Annotated in this window: 12 protein-coding genes; 9 read left to right on the top strand and 3 right to left on the bottom strand. The window is 72.9% G+C overall.

Annotated features, from left to right (window positions below; genetic code table 11):
* Positions 1 to 77: 77 nt before the first annotated feature.
* Together ACZ4Z5_RS10510 and ACZ4Z5_RS10505 are read left to right on the top strand one after the other, a co-directional pair.
* Entirely contained in the window at positions 78 to 1,478 is a 1,401-nt protein-coding gene (locus tag ACZ4Z5_RS10510) for a multinuclear nonheme iron-dependent oxidase (protein WP_468259535.1), read from the top strand.
* Positions 1,475 to 2,476, top strand: coding sequence for a TIGR04222 domain-containing membrane protein (locus ACZ4Z5_RS10505; RefSeq protein ID WP_468259532.1), 1,002 nt, complete (start codon positions 1,475 to 1,477; stop codon positions 2,474 to 2,476). Before ACZ4Z5_RS10510 ends, ACZ4Z5_RS10505 begins: the two co-directional genes overlap by 4 nt.
* A gap of 177 nt (positions 2,477 to 2,653) precedes the next feature.
* On the opposite strand, the gene hemQ is transcribed toward ACZ4Z5_RS10505, so the two are convergent.
* Together hemQ and hemG are read right to left on the bottom strand one after the other, a co-directional pair.
* Complete coding sequence (hemQ, locus tag ACZ4Z5_RS10500; RefSeq protein WP_468259529.1) at positions 2,654 to 3,391, bottom strand: hydrogen peroxide-dependent heme synthase; 738 nt, start codon at positions 3,389 to 3,391, stop codon at positions 2,654 to 2,656.
* 4 nt (positions 3,392 to 3,395) lie between these two features.
* Positions 3,396 to 4,856 carry a protoporphyrinogen oxidase gene (gene hemG / locus ACZ4Z5_RS10495; RefSeq protein WP_468259526.1) on the bottom strand — a complete coding sequence of 487 codons (1,461 nt, stop codon included), beginning with the start codon at positions 4,854 to 4,856 and terminating at the stop codon, positions 3,396 to 3,398.
* A gap of 128 nt (positions 4,857 to 4,984) precedes the next feature.
* On the opposite strand from hemG, the gene ACZ4Z5_RS10490 reads away from it, so the two are divergent.
* Together ACZ4Z5_RS10490 and ACZ4Z5_RS10485 are read left to right on the top strand one after the other, a co-directional pair.
* On the top strand, positions 4,985 to 6,025 hold the full coding sequence (locus ACZ4Z5_RS10490; RefSeq protein WP_468259524.1) for a DUF4349 domain-containing protein: 1,041 nt from the start codon (positions 4,985 to 4,987) through the stop codon (positions 6,023 to 6,025).
* 61 nt (positions 6,026 to 6,086) lie between these two features.
* A complete protein-coding gene (locus ACZ4Z5_RS10485; RefSeq protein WP_468259523.1) occupies positions 6,087 to 7,472 on the top strand; it encodes an FAD-dependent oxidoreductase in 1,386 nt (461 codons plus the stop codon).
* 28 nt (positions 7,473 to 7,500) lie between these two features.
* Here ACZ4Z5_RS10485 and hemE read toward each other — a convergent pair whose 3' ends face one another.
* Positions 7,501 to 8,565 carry a uroporphyrinogen decarboxylase gene (hemE, locus tag ACZ4Z5_RS10480; RefSeq protein ID WP_468259522.1) on the bottom strand — a complete coding sequence of 355 codons (1,065 nt, stop codon included), beginning with the start codon at positions 8,563 to 8,565 and terminating at the stop codon, positions 7,501 to 7,503.
* 90 nt (positions 8,566 to 8,655) lie between these two features.
* Here hemE and ACZ4Z5_RS10475 point away from each other — a divergent pair, with 90 nt between their 5' ends.
* The 5 genes from ACZ4Z5_RS10475 (at position 8,656) to ACZ4Z5_RS10455 (ending at position 15,709) form a co-directional block, all read left to right on the top strand.
* Positions 8,656 to 9,318: a DUF3000 domain-containing protein gene (locus ACZ4Z5_RS10475; protein WP_468259520.1), complete on the top strand. Its 663-nt coding sequence runs from the start codon at positions 8,656 to 8,658 to the stop codon at positions 9,316 to 9,318.
* A gap of 715 nt (positions 9,319 to 10,033) precedes the next feature.
* Positions 10,034 to 10,696: a helix-turn-helix transcriptional regulator gene (locus ACZ4Z5_RS10470; RefSeq protein WP_468259517.1), complete on the top strand. Its 663-nt coding sequence runs from the start codon at positions 10,034 to 10,036 to the stop codon at positions 10,694 to 10,696.
* An 88-nt stretch (positions 10,697 to 10,784) separates the two neighbouring features.
* Positions 10,785 to 12,059, top strand: a complete 1,275-nt coding sequence (locus ACZ4Z5_RS10465) for an HRDC domain-containing protein (RefSeq protein WP_468259514.1) — start codon at positions 10,785 to 10,787, stop codon at positions 12,057 to 12,059.
* A gap of 303 nt (positions 12,060 to 12,362) precedes the next feature.
* A complete protein-coding gene (locus ACZ4Z5_RS10460; protein WP_468259511.1) occupies positions 12,363 to 13,583 on the top strand; it encodes a thiolase family protein in 1,221 nt (406 codons plus the stop codon).
* On the top strand, positions 13,580 to 15,709 hold the full coding sequence (locus tag ACZ4Z5_RS10455) for a 3-hydroxyacyl-CoA dehydrogenase NAD-binding domain-containing protein (protein WP_468259509.1): 2,130 nt from the start codon (positions 13,580 to 13,582) through the stop codon (positions 15,707 to 15,709). Before ACZ4Z5_RS10460 ends, ACZ4Z5_RS10455 begins: the two co-directional genes overlap by 4 nt.
* Positions 15,710 to 15,751 lie beyond the last annotated feature (42 nt).

Raw genomic sequence — 15,751 nt, 5'->3', positions numbered from 1 at the left:
CTCTGAACGTCCCCTCCTCCGGATTGACCCCCGCCCAGCGGGGTCATGACCTCAGCACAGCGCGGAGGAGGGGGACCATGGAGCGACTGGGGATCGGCATCGGCTGGCGTCCGGAGATAGCCGCGACGATCGAGCGGCTGCCGGGAATCGACTGGGTGGAGACCGTCGCGGAGAACATCTGCACGGACCACCTGCCCGACTCGCTGCGCCGGCTGCGCGAGCGGGGCGTCACCGTGATCCCGCACGGAGTGTCGCTGGGGCTCGGCGGCGCCGAACGGCCCGACCCGGGCCGGCTCGCCGGCCTGGCGGCACGGGCCGAGACCCTCGGCGCCCCGCTGGTCACCGAACACATCGCGTTCGTACGGGCCGGGGGGCCGCTCACCGCCTCGGCACGGCTGGAGGCCGGTCATCTGATGCCGGTGCCCCGCACCCGGGACGCCCTGCGCGTGCTGTGCGAGAACGTACGCATCGCGCAGGACGCCCTGCCCGTGCCGCTCGCCCTGGAGAACATCGCGGCCCTGATCTCCTGGCCCGGCGAGGAGCTGACCGAGGGCCAGTTCCTCTCGGAACTGGTCGAGCGGACCGGAGTACGGCTGCTCATCGACGTCGCCAACCTCCACACCAACCACGTCAACCGCGGCGAGGACCCGGCCGCGGCACTCGACGAACTGCCCGTCGAGGCGATCGCCTATGTGCACGTGGCCGGGGGCCTGGAGAAGGACGGCGTCTGGCACGACACCCACGCCCACCCGGTGTCCCCGCAGGTGCTGGACGTCCTCGCCGAGCTGCGCTCCCGCATCCACCCGCCCGGCGTGCTGCTGGAACGGGACGAGGCGTTCCCGCCGGCCGCCGAGCTGGAGGCCGAACTCGACGCGATACGCACAACCCTGGCCGAGCCCGTCACCCTGCGCCCCCGGCCCGGGCGCGGTCCCTCGACGGAACTCCACGCCCCTGACACGGACCACGCGAACCACGAGGGAGCACCCCGGCGCGGCCTCCCCGCACCGGCCGAGGCGTCCACTCCCATGGCGGCCGCCGGGCGGGAGACGCCCGACGGCCTCCCCGGCGAGGCGGACCGTACCCGGCTCGCCCTCGCCCAGACGGCCCTGCTGTCCGCGCTCGTCGCGGGCACACCGGCCCCCGAGGGCTTCGACACCCGGAGGCTGCGGGTGCAGAGCCGGGCCCTGGCGGCGAAGCGCGCCGACGTCATCGCGAAGGTCGCGCCCGAACTGCCCGACATCCTGGGCGCCGACTACCGTCCCCGCTTCCTCCGGTACGCGCGCACCCGCCCCATGACGGCCGGCTACCGCCGTGACGCCCTGGACTTCGCCGAGCACCTGCTCCTCGTCGAACGGCTGGAGGACCCGGAGACCCGCGGACGGCTCACCCTCTGGTGGGAGGAGCGCTCGGGGTCGCGCCCGCCGGGGCGGGCGACCCGTCTGCTGCGCGCCGCCCGCGCCGTGTTCGCGGGGAGGTGACCGTCGTGGTCGTCCTCGCCGTCCTGTTCGACGTCGCCCTGACCGTGTCCTCCGCCCTGCTGGTCATCGGACTCGCCCGCGCCCGCAGGCCCGCGCGGACCGGCGGTGAGACGCTGCACGACGCGCTGGAGGCCGCCTACCTGTCGGGCGGTCCGGCGAGGACCGCCGACACTGCGCTCGCCGTCATGCACGCCGACGGCCGGCTGGCCCTCGACGGGACCGGCGTCGTCGTGGTCCGGCACGCCACCGCCCACCGGCCCGTGGAGCAGTCCGTACTCGACCTGTGCGCGGCCGTGCCCGCACCCTCGCTGCACTGGCTTCGCTCGGCGCTGATGTCCGGCCCGGCGGTGCAACGGGTGGGGTACGCGCTCGAAGAGCGCGGCCTGACGGTCGGCCTCGTCGCACTCGTCAAGTGGGAGCTCTGGGGCATCCTGCAGACCGTCCTGTGCCTCGTCGGCCTGCCGTTCGCCGCGGTGGTGGCCTTGACGGGCCTGTGGGACGACGGGGCGAGCGGGGTGTCGGCGGGGCTGCTCGTCGTACCGTTCCTCGTCGGCGGTCTGGTCATCGGCATCGTGTGCACGGTCATGGCGACGCGGGAGATCACCGCGGCCGGCCGACGCGCGCTGCACTTCTACCGTCTGACGCACGGCTATGACACCGACACCGCCCACCTGGTGGCGACGGGCGGCGTACGCGCCCTGCCGGACCCCGTGCTGCGGGCGCAGTTCCAGGCGGCGGCGCGCAGAGCGCAGGCGACGGCGATGCGCCGTGGACCGGGGCACGGGCCCGGCCCCGCTTCCGGTGCGGGCTCCGGTACGTCGGCCGTGGTGGGCGGGTGCTCGGGCTGGAGCTGTGGCGGTGGCGGAGGGGGCGGCTGCAGCGGCGGGAGCAGCTGCGGGAGCTCCGCAGGGGGCGGCAGCAGCTGCGGCGGGAGCTCCGGAGGCGGCGGCAGCAGCTGCGGCGGGAGCTCCGGAGGCGGCGGCGGCGGCAGCTGCTGAACCCCGCCGCCCGGGGACTCACACCGGAACCGGGCCCATGCCCGAGCCCCGGCGGGACGACAGGCACCGTGGTGCGGCGCGCCCGTCCGCGCGCCGCCCCCGGAGCCCCACCCGGTGTCGCTGGACGTCCGCGTCCCCTGACGCGGCGTCTGATCTTCCGGGTGCGTACCGGACTCGTCAGGCGAGGCCGGCGACCAGGTCCGCGACCGACTTGCGGCGGCCGGTGAAGAACGGCACCTCCTCGCGGACGTGCATCCGCGCCTCGGACGCCCGCAGATGACGCATGAGGTCGACGATGCGGTACAGCTCGTCCGCCTCGAAGGCCAGCAGCCACTCGTAGTCGCCGAGCGAGAAGGACGCCACGGTGTTGGCACGGACGTCCGGGTAGCCACGGGCCATCTTGCCGTGGTCGGCGAGCATCCGGCGGCGGTCCTCCTCCGGCAGCAGGTACCAGTCGTACGAGCGGACGAAGGGGTAGACGCTGACGTAGTCGCGGGGCGTCTCGTCGGCGAGGAAGGCCGGGATGTGCGAGCGGTTGAACTCGGCGGGGCGGTGCAGCGCCATGTTCGACCAGACCGGCTCCGTTGCGCGGCCCAGGCGGGTGCGGCGGAAGAGGTTGTAGGCCTCCTGGAGCTGGTCCGCGGTCTCGGCGTGCCACCAGATCATCAGGTCGGCGTCGGCGCGCAGACCGGAGAGGTCGTACGTGCCGCGGACGGTGACGTCCTTGGCGGCGAGCTGGTCGAACAGCTCCTGGACCTCGTCGGCGTATCCGGTGCGGTCCTCGGGGAGGACGTCGCGCAGCTTGAAGACGGACCACAGGGTGTAGCGGATGACCTCGTTGAGGTCCTTGGCCCTCTTGCCGGCGTTCGGGATCTTGCCCGAGGGGGCGGGTGAAGCGTTTTCCGGAGCAGTCATGCCGTTATTGTCCCGCGTCACGATCCGTGCCCGGCGCGGGGGTGGGGAGGCCGGACAGCGCGGCCAGCGTCTCGTCGGCGGCGCGCCTGCCGTCGGCGATGCAGGCGGGGATGCCGACGCCGTCGTAGACCGCGCCGCACACCCGCAGTCCGGGCAGCTCGGCGAGCTCCTCGCGGATCCGGGCGACGCGGTCCAGGTGGCCCACGGGGTACTGCGGCAGGCCGTCCAGCCAGCGGGTGACCTCGCTCGCGACCGGCAGGGCGGCGAGCCCGGTGGCATCCTCCAGGTCGCGCAGCGACATCGCGACGAGGTCGGCGTCCTCGCGGTGCAGCCGCTCCTCCTCCCCGTAGCGGCCCAGGGAGGTGCGCAGGAGGAAGAGGTCCGGAGCCGCGCCGTCGGACCAGCCCCACTTGCCGGTGGAGAAGGTCGACGCCTTGATGTCCCGGCCGTCCACGGGCGGCACCAGGAACCCGGAGCGGCCCGCCGTCGCCGGGAGCCCCTCCACGTCCCGGCGGCGGAACGCGAGGGTGACCAGTGCCATGGAGGCGTACTCGACACGGGACAGTTCGGCGGACGCCGCCGGGGCCTCCGCGGCGAGCAGGGCGGACGCGGACCACGCGGGGGTGGCGAGGACGACTCCGTCCGCGGCGTGGACGCCGTCGGTGGTGCGTACCTGCCAGCCCTCCGGGGTGCGGGTCAGGGCCTTCACGGGCGAGTCGAGGAGGATCCGGCCGCCGAGCGCGCGAACGGCGTCGGCGACGGCTTCCGGCAGCACACCGACACCTCCGTCGATGCCCATGAAGACGGGCCCGGCGGTCTGCCGCGCCGCGGCCTCGGCCTGGATCTCGCGGACCCCCTCCAGCAGGGACGCGTGGGTCCTGACGGCCTCGAAGAGACGGGGCGTGGCGGCCTTCATCGAGATCCGGTAGGCGTCCCCCGCGTACACGCCGCCGAGCAGCGGCTCGACGAGCCGGTCGACGACCTCACGGCCGAGCCGCTCCGCCACGTACGCGCCGATCGCGACGTCGTCGCCGACGGGCGTGCGTTCCCGCTCGCGGTCCTGGCCGGCCCGGGCGAGCCCTTCGGCGGACAGCACCCCGGCCAGCTTGCCGGGGTCGCCGGGCACGCCCATGACGTGTCCGCCGGGCATCGGGGTCAGGCTGCCCCGGTTCCAGAGGGCGGCACTCGTGGTGACGGGTGCCTGGAGCCGGTCGCCGAGACCGACGGCCCTGGCCAGGTCGACGGCTTCGGGGCGCACGGCGAGCATCGACTCGGCGCCGAGGTCGACGGGTGCCCCGGCGATCTCGCCGGTGTGCAGTTTGCCGCCGACGCGGTGACTTCCCTCGATGACGGTGACGGATGCACCGGACACGAGGAGGCGGTGTGCCGCCGCGAGACCGGCGATGCCGCCTCCGATGACGACGACGTGACGCTGAAGTCCGGTACGCGGGTCGGCGTTCTGCATGCGTCCATGGTCTCAGACCCGTTTCGCGTCCCGACCGTGACCCTTTCGGAACCGCGGGCGGGCAACCCGGTGCGGTGCCCCGTACGTCGAACGGACATCACTCACCACGCACGCTGGGGGTTCAGGAGATGCGAGCAGTACCGGGGTACGGACGGCGGCGGCGCGGCGCGGCGCTCGCGGCAGTATTGCTGGCCGCGTCGCTCACGGTCGCGGGCTGCGGTGCCGGGGGCGAAAGCAGCGGCGGCGCGAAGCCGGCGCTGGCGGACAGCAAGGGGCGCGGCGACGGGCGGCCCGCGGACGCGGCGGCGGGTGCGGAACGCGCGGACGCCGCCGGCAAGGCAGGGGCGCCGTCGGCGGCCCCCGCGAAGCCCACGGCCCACGTCATCCGCACGGCGGAACTGGGCGTCCGGGTCGACGACGTGCAGAAGGCGCTGGGCAAGGCCCGCTCGGTGGCGGTGGCCGCGGGCGGGCTGGTCGGCAGCGAGTCGACCGAGCGCGACAGGTACGGCCATGTGTACTCGCGGATCGTGCTGCGCGTCCCGCAGGATTCGTACGACGACGTGCTGGGCGACCTGGCGGGCACCGGCAGGCTGCTGTCCCGCACCTCCGAGGCGAAGGACGTCACCGACCAGGTCGTGGACGTCGACAGCCGGGTGCGGTCGCAGCGGGCGAGCGTGGCACGCGTGCAGAAGATGATGGACCGGGCCTCGTCGCTCGGTGATGTGGTCATGCTGGAAGGGGAGTTGAGCAGGCGTCAGGCGGAGCTGGAGGCGCTCCTCGCCCAGCAGGCGTCGCTGAAGGACCGGACGTCGTTCGCGACGATCACCGTCGAACTCACCGAGACGGAGCCGAGGAAGGCGAAGGAGAAGGAGGAGGACCCCGGTTTCCTGGACGCGCTGTCCGGCGGCTGGGAGGCGTTCCTCACGACGGTGCGCTGGGTCGCGGTGGTCGTGGGTGCGGTGCTGCCGTTCGCAGCGGCACTGGCGCTGCTGTACGTGCTCTTCCGGCTGGTCCGGAGCCGGCGGCCGAAGCGCCCGGCGGTGACGGCCCCGGCCCCTGCGGGCACGCCGGCCGGAAACCCGGTTCCGGGCGGCCGCGTTCCGGCGGGAGGGAACGTCCCGTACCCCCGGAACGTATCGTCGGGACAGGAGACCGAGCGGCAGGACTGACCGGGCGGGTCTCCCCGGGCAGGACTGACCGGCGCAGCACGGAACGGGCCGGAGGACGCACATGGCGGCGGAACGACTGGTGGTCATCGGCGGTGATGCGGCCGGGATGTCCGCCGCCTCGCAGGCCCGGCGGATGAAGGGCGCCGACGAGCTGGCGATCGTGGCCTTCGAACGGACCCGTTTCACCTCGTACTCGGCCTGCGGCATCCCCTACTGGGTGGGCGGGAGCGTGCCCGAACGGGACGCGCTCGTCGCCCGCTCGCCCGACGAACACCGGGCCCGGGACATCGATCTGCGCATGCGGACCGAGGTGACCGAGGTCGACGTCGCCGGGCAGCGCGTCCGCAGCCGCGACCTGGAGTCCGGTGCGGAGGCGTGGACCGGCTTCGACAAGCTGGTGGTGGCGACCGGCGCACAGCCGGTGCGCCCGCCGCTCCCCGGGATCGACGCGTCCGGCGTCCACGGGGTGCAGACCCTCGACGACGGACAGGAACTGCTGGACGGCCTCGCCGGCACCGCAGGCCGCAAGGCGGTGATCGTCGGGGCCGGCTACATCGGCGTGGAGATGGCCGAGGCACTGCTGGACCGCGGGTACGAGGTGACGCTGGTGACCCGCGACGCCCAGCCGATGGCCACGCTCGACCCGGACATGGGGCGCCTGGTCCACCGGGCGATGGACGGCCTGGGCATCCGCACCGTCACGGATGCCCCGGTCACCGCGGTCCGCACCGGGGACGACGGCCGGGTGCGGGCGGTGTCGACCGCGGAGGCCGACTACCCGGCGGACGTGGTGGTGCTCGGCATCGGCGTGGAGCCGCGCACCGCGCTGGCCCGGGAGGCGGGACTGCCGCTGGGGCCGAGCGGGGGCCTGCTGACCGACCTGGCGATGCGGGTCCGGGGCCACGAGAACATCTGGGCGGGCGGCGACTGCGTGGAGGTCCTGGACCTGGTGTCCGGACGCACCCGCCATGTGCCGCTCGGCACGCACGCCAACAAGCACGGCCAGGTCATCGGCTCCGGCGTGGGCGGCGGCTACGCGACGTTCCCCGGCGTGGTGGGCACGGCGGTGAGCAAGGTCTGCGATCTGGAGATCGCCAGGACGGGTCTGCGGGAGAAGGACGCACGGGCGGCGGGCCTGCAGTTCGTGACCGTCACCATCGAGTCGACGAGCCGCGCCGGTTACTACCCGGGAGCGGCGCCGATGACGGTGAAGATGCTCGCCGAGCGCCGTACGGGACGGCTGCTCGGGGTGCAGATCGTGGGCCGGGAGGGTGCGGCGAAGCGGGTCGACGTGGCGGCCGTCGCCCTCACCGCCGGGATGACGGTGGAGCAGATGACGGCCCTGGACCTGGGCTACGCACCGCCGTTCTCCCCGGTGTGGGACCCCGTGCTGGTCGCCGCCCGCAAGGCCGTGCAGGCCGTACGGGCGGCGGAGGGCACCGTCTGAGAGGCGATCGCCCCGGCCGGCGGTCCGCTCAGCGGGCGGTCTCGGTGTGGACGAAGTCCACCAGGCGGGTCAGCGCGTCCGGATCGGTGGTGGGCAGCACCCCGTGGCCGAGGTTGAAGACATGGCCCTCCAGACCGCTCGCGGCGGTCAGGACCTCGCGGGTCTTGGCCTCGACCGCCTCGGTGGAGGAGAACAGCACGGCCGGGTCGAGGTTGCCCTGGAGCGCCTTGCCGGGGCCGACGCGGCGGGCGGCCTCGTCGAGCGGGACGCGCCAGTCGACACCCACGACGTCCGCGCCCGCCTCTCCCATCAGGCCGAGGAGCTCACCGGTGCCGACACCGAAGTGGATGCGGGGCACGCCGTAGTGCGCGACGGACCCGAACACCTTGGCCGAGGCGGGCATCACCGAGCGGCGGTAGTCGGCGGGGGCCAGCGCACCGACCCAGGAATCGAAGAGCTGCACCGCCGAGACGCCGGCCTCGATCTGCACCTTCAGGAAGGCCGAGGTGATCTCGGCGAGCCGGTCGAGCAGGTCGGCCCAGAGCTGCGGGTCGCCGTACATGAGGGCCTTGGTGTGCTCGTGGTTGCGGCTCGGGCCGCCCTCGACGAGATAGCTCGCAAGGGTGAACGGGGCGCCGGCGAAGCCGATGAGCGGGGTGGAGCCCAGTTCGGCGGTGAGCAGCCCGATGGCCTCGGTGACGTACGGGACGTCCTCCGGGGTCAGATCGCGCAGCCGGCCGAGGTCGGCGCGGGTGCGGATCGGCTCGGCGACGACCGGACCGACGCCGGGCTTGATGTCGAGGTCGACACCGATGGCCTTGAGCGGGACGACGATGTCGCTGAAGAAGATCGCGGCGTCGACCTTGTGGCGGCGCACCGGCTGGAGCGTGATCTCGGTGACCAGCTCGGGCCTCATGCAGGAGTCCAGCATGGGGATGCCCTCACGCACCTTCAGGTACTCGGGCAGTGAGCGCCCGGCCTGCCGCATGAACCAGACCGGTGTGTGCGGCACCGGTTCGCGCCGGCACGCCTTGAGGAAGGCGGAGTCGTACGTCCTGCTGCGCTGGCCCGAGGGGCTGTGGTTGGCACTCACGCCTGAATCTTCGCATGCACCCAGGCCGTGGATCCTCCGGCCAGGGTGTCTTCCCTGCACGCGAGCCGGCTTCCGCCTAGTCTTCCCCGCATGGCTGCGGCTCAGGGACGAACTTCTGATGGCGCCGACGGCGTGGACAGCGAGGACGGGAACGCAGACGGGAACTCCGTCCCGCCGGACTTCCGCCAGGCGGTCGACGCGTTGCGCGGGGCGCGGCTGCGCCCGGAGATGGTGGTGGAGCAGTCCCGTCCGCCGCAGCGGCTGGCGCCGCACGCGTACGCCCTGGAGGCGGTCGTCGTCGAGGAGGACGAGGACCTGGCCGACGGCCGGCTCGTCCTGCTGCACGACCCGGCGGGGCACGAGGCGTGGCAGGGACGGTTCCGGCTGGTGACGCTGGTGCGGGCGGAACTGGAGCCGGAGATGGCGGCGGATCCGCTGCTGCCCGAGGTGTGCTGGTCGTGGCTGACGGGCGCGCTGGAGGCGCGGGGGCTGTCGTACGGGGAACCGAGCGGCACGGTCACCCGGGCGGGATCGCACTACTTCGGGGCGCTGGCGGAGCGCAGACCGGCGACACAGATCGAGATCCGGGCGTCGTGGACACCGCGCGAGGGACTCGGCGGGGTGCCGGACACGGCGGCGCACCTGGCGGCCTGGTGCGATCTGCTGTGCCAGGTGGCCGGGCTGCCGCCGGTCGGCCCCGCGGACGCGGGCGTGGTGTCGCTGCCGCAGCGACGGGGGCCGCAGTCACGGTGACGGGGCGGACGGGATACGTCCTGCTCAGGGCGGGGGACGCGCGGGGGTGACGCACAAGGGCGGGTAGCGCCCCCTCTGCGCTCGCCGACCCGCCGAGGTGCCGGGGCGCACGGCTCGTCGGCGGCCCCGCTCCGGGGCGGAGGCGGCCCCGCTCCGGGGCGGGGGCGGCAGGACGGCGTCCGGCTGCCGACGGCGTTCCCGGGTCTTCCCTCCGGTCCGGCGCGAAGCGCTCCCTCTGGTCGGCTCAGTGGCTGCCTGCCCCCGCTTGGCCGTGCTCCCTCCGACCGGCCCGGGAGCGGTTCCCCGGTGGGTGCGCGGGCCTTCTCGCGCCCACGAGGCGGGGCCGACCGCGCGGCCCACCGGCGCCCGCCGGCCGCCGGCCGCCCCAAGCCTCCGTCCGCTCCGGCGCGGCGTTCCGTCGTCCCGTACTCCGTATCCGTTCCCCACCCGGTCTTCGGGTTCCGATCTTCGATCCCGTTCTTCGGTTCCCTCACTTCGGTTCCGTCTTTGCACTCCTTCTTATGGATCTTTCTTCCGGTTCCTTCTTCGGATGATCGAGCACCCGTCCGAATTGCCCGAATTGTTACTCACTAAATCGTGATCTTTCTCTAAAGCCGCCGAGGTTTGCTGCCGAAGAGCTCAATGACCGACAAACACGGTTCGCCCCGGCTTCATCCCCGAGCCGGCCACGTCCCGCAACTCCCCAGGAGGCCTGGTGTCCGTTCTCCTCGAGCAGCCCGCAAGCCTGGTCGCCTACCGCCCGAACAAGCCGACGGCCATGGTCGTCGTGGCCGACCCGCGCGTCCGCTCCACCGTCACCCGTCACCTGTGGGCCCTCGGGGTGCGCGATGTCATCGAGGCGTCGTCCATCGCGGAGGCCCGCCCGCGCATCGGCAATCCGCGTGACATCTGCGTCGCCGATGTGCACCTGCCCGACGGGTCCGGCCTGACCCTGCTGTCCGAGACGCGTGCCGCCGGATGGCCCAACGGTCTGGCCCTGTCCGCCGCGGACGACATCGGCGCCGTGCGCAACGCGCTGGCCGGCGGAGTGAAGGGTTACGTCGTCACCGGTACCCGTACGAACATCGGGCACCCCTCCCGGCCCGGCGCCGCCCCCATCGGTTCCGCCGCCTCCCGCCTGCACCGCCGCCCCCCGGGTGCCCCGAGCCACCCGGGCGGTTACCGCGAGCTGTCGGGCCGCGAGGTCGAGGTGCTGCGCCTGGTCGCGGAGGGCCAGTCCAACAAGGCCATCGGCGTGTCCATGGGGCTGTCCGCGCTCACGGTGAAGAGCCATCTCGCCCGAATCGCGAGGAAGCTGGGCACCGGCGACCGGGCCGGCATGGTGGCGGTCGCGCTGCGCACCGGGATCATCCACTGACCGGCCCAGGCCGGCGCCCATCCACCGCGCGCCCGTCGACGGAACGTTCCGTCGGCGGGCGCCCGTCATCCACGGATACCCTTGACAGGTGACCGACGCCCAAGAGACCGCAGCAGAGACAGCACTGCGAACCATCGGGGGCGACCCCCCGGACGACGTCGAAACGGCGCCGATCCCCTTGCTGGAGCCCCGTGAGGGCGTTCCCCCCGTCGTCGCGAGCCAGGACGCCCTGGACGAGGTGATCGCAGCCTTCGCCGCAGGCACGGGGCCCGTGGCCGTCGACGCCGAACGGGCGTCCGGCTACCGCTACGGCCAGCGCGCCTATCTCGTACAGCTCCGCCGCGCCGGGGCCGGGACCGCACTGGTCGACCCGGTCGGCTGCCCCGACCTCTCCGCCCTCGGCGACGCGCTCGGCGACGCCGAGTGGATCCTCCACGCGGCCACCCAGGACCTGCCCTGCCTGCGCGAGATAGGCATGCTCCCCACCCGGCTGTTCGACACCGAGCTGGCCGGACGGCTGGCCGGCTTCCCCCGGGTCGGCCTGGGAGCGATGGTCGAGAGCGTGCTCGGCTACGCACTGGAGAAGGGACACTCGGCCGTCGACTGGTCGACCCGTCCGCTGCCCGAGCCGTGGCTCCGGTACGCCGCGCTGGACGTCGAACTCCTCGTCGACCTGCGGGACGCCCTGGAGAAGGAACTGGACCGGCAGGGCAAGCTCGACTGGGCGCACCAGGAGTTCGCCGCCATCGCGGCGGCACCGCCCGCCCCGCCGCGCAAGGACCCCTGGCGGCGCACCTCGGGCATGCACAAGGTCCGGCGGCGCCGGCAGATGGCGGTCGTACGCGAACTGTGGACCACCCGCGACCGCATCGCCCAGCGGCGTGACGTCTCGCCCGGCAAGGTGCTGGGCGACGCCGCGATCGTGGAGGCCGCGCTCGCTCTGCCCGTGAACGCACAGGCGCTGTCCGCGCTGCCCGGCTTCGGCAGCCGGGTGGGGAGGCGGCAACTGGAGCAGTGGCAGGCGGCCGTGGACCGGGCGAAGGCGCTGCCCGACTCGGCGCTCCCCCAGCCCGGGCAGCCGGTGGCCGGCCCGCCGCCGCCGCGGTCCTGGGCGGACAAGGACCCCGCCGCGGCGGCGCGGCTGTCGGCTGCGCGGGCGGGCGTCTCGGCCCTCGCGGAGCAGCTGAACATGCCGCAGGAGAACCTGATCACTCCGGACACCGTCCGCCGGGTCTGCTGGGAGCCTCCCGCGCAGACCACGGCCGCCGCGGTGGCCGAGGCGCTCGCGGCACTCGGGGCGCGGCCCTGGCAGATCGAGCAGGTCACTCCGGTCCTCTCGGCTGCGCTGGCGGCGCGCGCCTGACGCCCGGCGGGCGCGGCGCGTGCCGTCGCTCCCGCCGGCCACTCCCCCTCCGGCCGATCGTCGCGCCCACACCGCGCGCACCGGGTGAACCACTCGCACCGTGTGCACCGCAATCCACCGGTTCCAGGGCCGGTGCAGGTCCGGGGGGAGGACCAGGCGGACGCGTGACCGGCGGTGTGACCTTCGCCGCTCCGGCTGTGAGGGGTGGGCAGCTTGGTTACCCGCAAGTAGCATGACGGTGTGCAGCGCGCTCTCCGGGCGCGCTTGCAGCAGTGCCATCCCGCACCCTGGAGGAGAGCCATCGTGCCTCGTACCATCAGGGACGTCGTTTTCGTCGACGGCGTCCGCACCCCGTTCGGCAAGGCGGGCCCGAAGGGCATCTACCACGAGACCCGCGCCGACGATCTCGTCGTCAAGGCGATCCGGGAGCTGCTGCGCCGCAACCCGGACCTCGACCCCAAGAAGATCGACGAGGTCGCCATCGCCGCGACCACGCAGATCGGCGACCAGGGCCTGACCCTGGGCCGCACCGCGGGCATCCTCGCGGGTCTGCCGCAGTCCGTCCCGGGCTACTCCATCGACCGCATGTGTGCGGGCGCGCTGACCGCCGTGACCTCGGTCGCCGGCTCGATCGCCTTCGGCGCCTACGACGCCGCAGTCGCCGGTGGTGTCGAGCACATGGGCCGCCACCCGATGGGCGAGGGCGTCGATCCCAACCCGCGCTTCGTCTCGGAGAAGCTGGTCGACGAGTCGGCCCTGTTCATGGGCATGACGGCGGAGAACCTCCACGACCGCTACCCGCAGATCACCAAGCTGCGCGCCGACGAGTACGCCGTGCGCTCCCAGGAGAAGGCCGCCAAGGCCTACGCCGACGGCAAGATCCAGCAGGACCTGGTGCCCGTCTCGGTGCGCCGCACCAGCCCGGAGGGCGGCGAGACCGGCTGGGGCCTGGTCACCGCCGACGAGCCGATGCGTCCGGGCACCACGCTGGAGAACCTCCAGGGCCTCAAGACCCCGTTCCGTGTGCACGGCCGCGTCACCGCCGGTAACGCCGCCGGTCTCAACGACGGTGCCACCGCGTCGCTGATCGCCTCCGAGGACTTCGCGCGCGAGAACGGCCTGCCGGTCAAGATGCGCCTGGTCTCGTACGCCTTCGCCGGCGTCGAGCCCGAGGTGATGGGCTACGGCCCGATCCCGGCGACCGAGAAGGCCCTCGCCAAGGCCGGCCTGTCCATCGGCGACATCGGCCTGTTCGAGATCAACGAGGCGTTCGCCGTCCAGGTCCTGGCCTTCCTGGAGCACTACGGCATCGCCGACGACGACGCCCGCGTCAACCAGTACGGCGGCGCGATCGCGTACGGCCACCCGCTGGCCTCCTCCGGCGTACGTCTGATGACGCAGCTGGCGCGGCAGTTCGAGGAGCAGCCGCACGTCCGCTACGGCCTGACCACCATGTGCGTCGGCTTCGGCATGGGCGCCACCGTGATCTGGGAGAACCCGCACTTCGACGGAGGCAACAAGTGAGCACCACCGCTGAGCTCCTGAAGGGCGCGGCCGAGCTGTTCCCGGACGAGGTCGTCACCCAGGCGCATGTGCGCCACCTCGACCTCCCGGGCGGCGCGGGCAGGTTCGCCCTCATCACCCTCGACAACGGCTTCGACCACACCAAGCCGACCACCTTCGGCCCGCAGTCGCTCGCGAACCTGAACGTCGCGATCGACCAGGTCGAGAAGGAGGCGGTCGAGGGCGCGATCGTCGGCGCCGGCATCACCGGCAAGCCGTTCATCTTCGCGGTCGGCGCCGACCTCAAGGGCGTCGAGCTGCTGAAGCAGCACTCCGACGCGCTCGCCATCGGCAAGGGCGGCCACGACGTGTTCAAGCGTCTGTCCTCCCTCGCGGTCCCCACCTTCGCGTACTACAACGGCGCGGCGATGGGCGGCGGTGTCGAGGTCGGTCTGCACTGCACCTACCGCACCGTCTCGAAGGCCCTCCCGGCCTTCTCCCTCCCCGAGGTGTTCCTGGGCCTGGTCCCGGGCTGGGGCGGCTGCACGATCCTGCCGAACCTGATCGGTGCGGACCGCGCGGTCTCGGTGATCATCGAGAACTCGCTCAACCAGAACAAGCAGCTCAAGGGCAAGCAGGTCTTCGAGCTCGGCATCGCCGACGCGATCTTCGAGGGCGCCGACTTCCTGGAGCGTTCGCTCGTCTGGACCGCGTCCGTCCTCAAGGGCGAGACCGCCGTCGAGCGTCCCGAGATCGACCGTGGTGAGGCCTGGGACCAGGCCGTCGCCCGCGGCCGGTTCATCGCCGACTCCAAGGTGCACGGCGCGGCCCCGGCCGCCTACCGCGCCCTGGACATCATCGAGGCGTCGAAGGACGGCGACCTGCAGAAGGGCTTCGACGCCGAGGACCAGGCGCTCGCCGACCTCATCATGGGCGGCGAACTGCGGTCCGGCATCTACGCCTTCAACCTGGCGCAGAAGCGTGCCAAGCGCCCCGCCGGCGCCCCGGACAAGAGCCTGGCCCGCCCGGTCACCAAGGTCGGCGTCGTCGGCGCCGGTCTGATGGCCTCCCAGCTGGCCCTGCTGTTCCTGCGCCGCCTGGAGGTGCCGGTCGTCCTGACCGACATCGACCAGGAGCGCGTCGACAAGGGCGTGGGCTACGTCCACGCCGAGATCGACAAGCTGCTCGGCAAGAACCGCATCTCCCAGGACAAGGCCAACCGTCTGAAGGCCCTGGTCACCGGTGTGCTGGACAAGGCCGAGGGCTTCGCGGACGCGGACTTCGTCATCGAGGCCGTGTTCGAGGAGATGTCGGTCAAGCAGAAGGTGTTCGCCGAGGTCGAGGCCGTCGCACCGGCCCACGCGATCCTCGCGACCAACACCTCGTCCCTCTCCGTCACGGAGATGGCGTCGAAGCTGCAGCACCCGGAGCGGGTCGTCGGCTTCCACTTCTTCAACCCGGTCGCGATCCTGCCGCTGCTGGAGATCGTCCGCGGTGAGAACACCGACGACGCCTCGCTGGCCACGGCCTTCGCCGTCGCCAAGAAGCTGAAGAAGACCGCGGTCCTCACCAAGGACGCCCCGGCGTTCGTCGTGAACCGGATCCTGACCCGCTTCATGGGCGAGATCCAGAACGTCATCGACGAGGGCACCCCGGTCGCCACGGCCGAGAAGGCCATCGAGCCGCTCGGTCTGCCGATGTCCCCGCTGGTCCTCCTGGAGCTCGTCGGCCCGGCCATCGGTCTGCACGTCTCCGAGACCCTGAACCGCGCCTTCCCGGAGCGCTTCAAGGTCTCCCCGAACCTGAAGAAGGTCGTCGAGGCGGGCAAGCGCGGCTTCTACGTCTACGACTCGGGCAAGCCCGAGCTGGACCCCGAGGTCGCCGCGCTCCTGGAGCAGGGCGACAACGTCCTGACCGAGGAGCAGGTCCGCGCCCGTGTCCTGGACGCGGTCGCCCAGGAGATCGGTCTGATGCTGGACGAGGGCGTCGTCGCCGAGGCCCAGGACATCGACCTCTGCCTGATCACCGGCGCCGGCTGGCCCTTCCACCTGGGCGGCATCACGCCGTACCTGGACCGTGAGGGCGTCTCGGAGCGCGTGAACGGCAAGAAGTTCCTGGCGCAGGGCATCGCGAGCGTCCCGGCGTAACGCCGACGAACGACAGTGGTCCCATCACCCGCAGGGTGGTGG

This window comes from Streptomyces sp. NPDC030222 (assembly GCF_055573115.1).
This window is presented reverse-complemented; position numbering and strand designations above follow the sequence as displayed.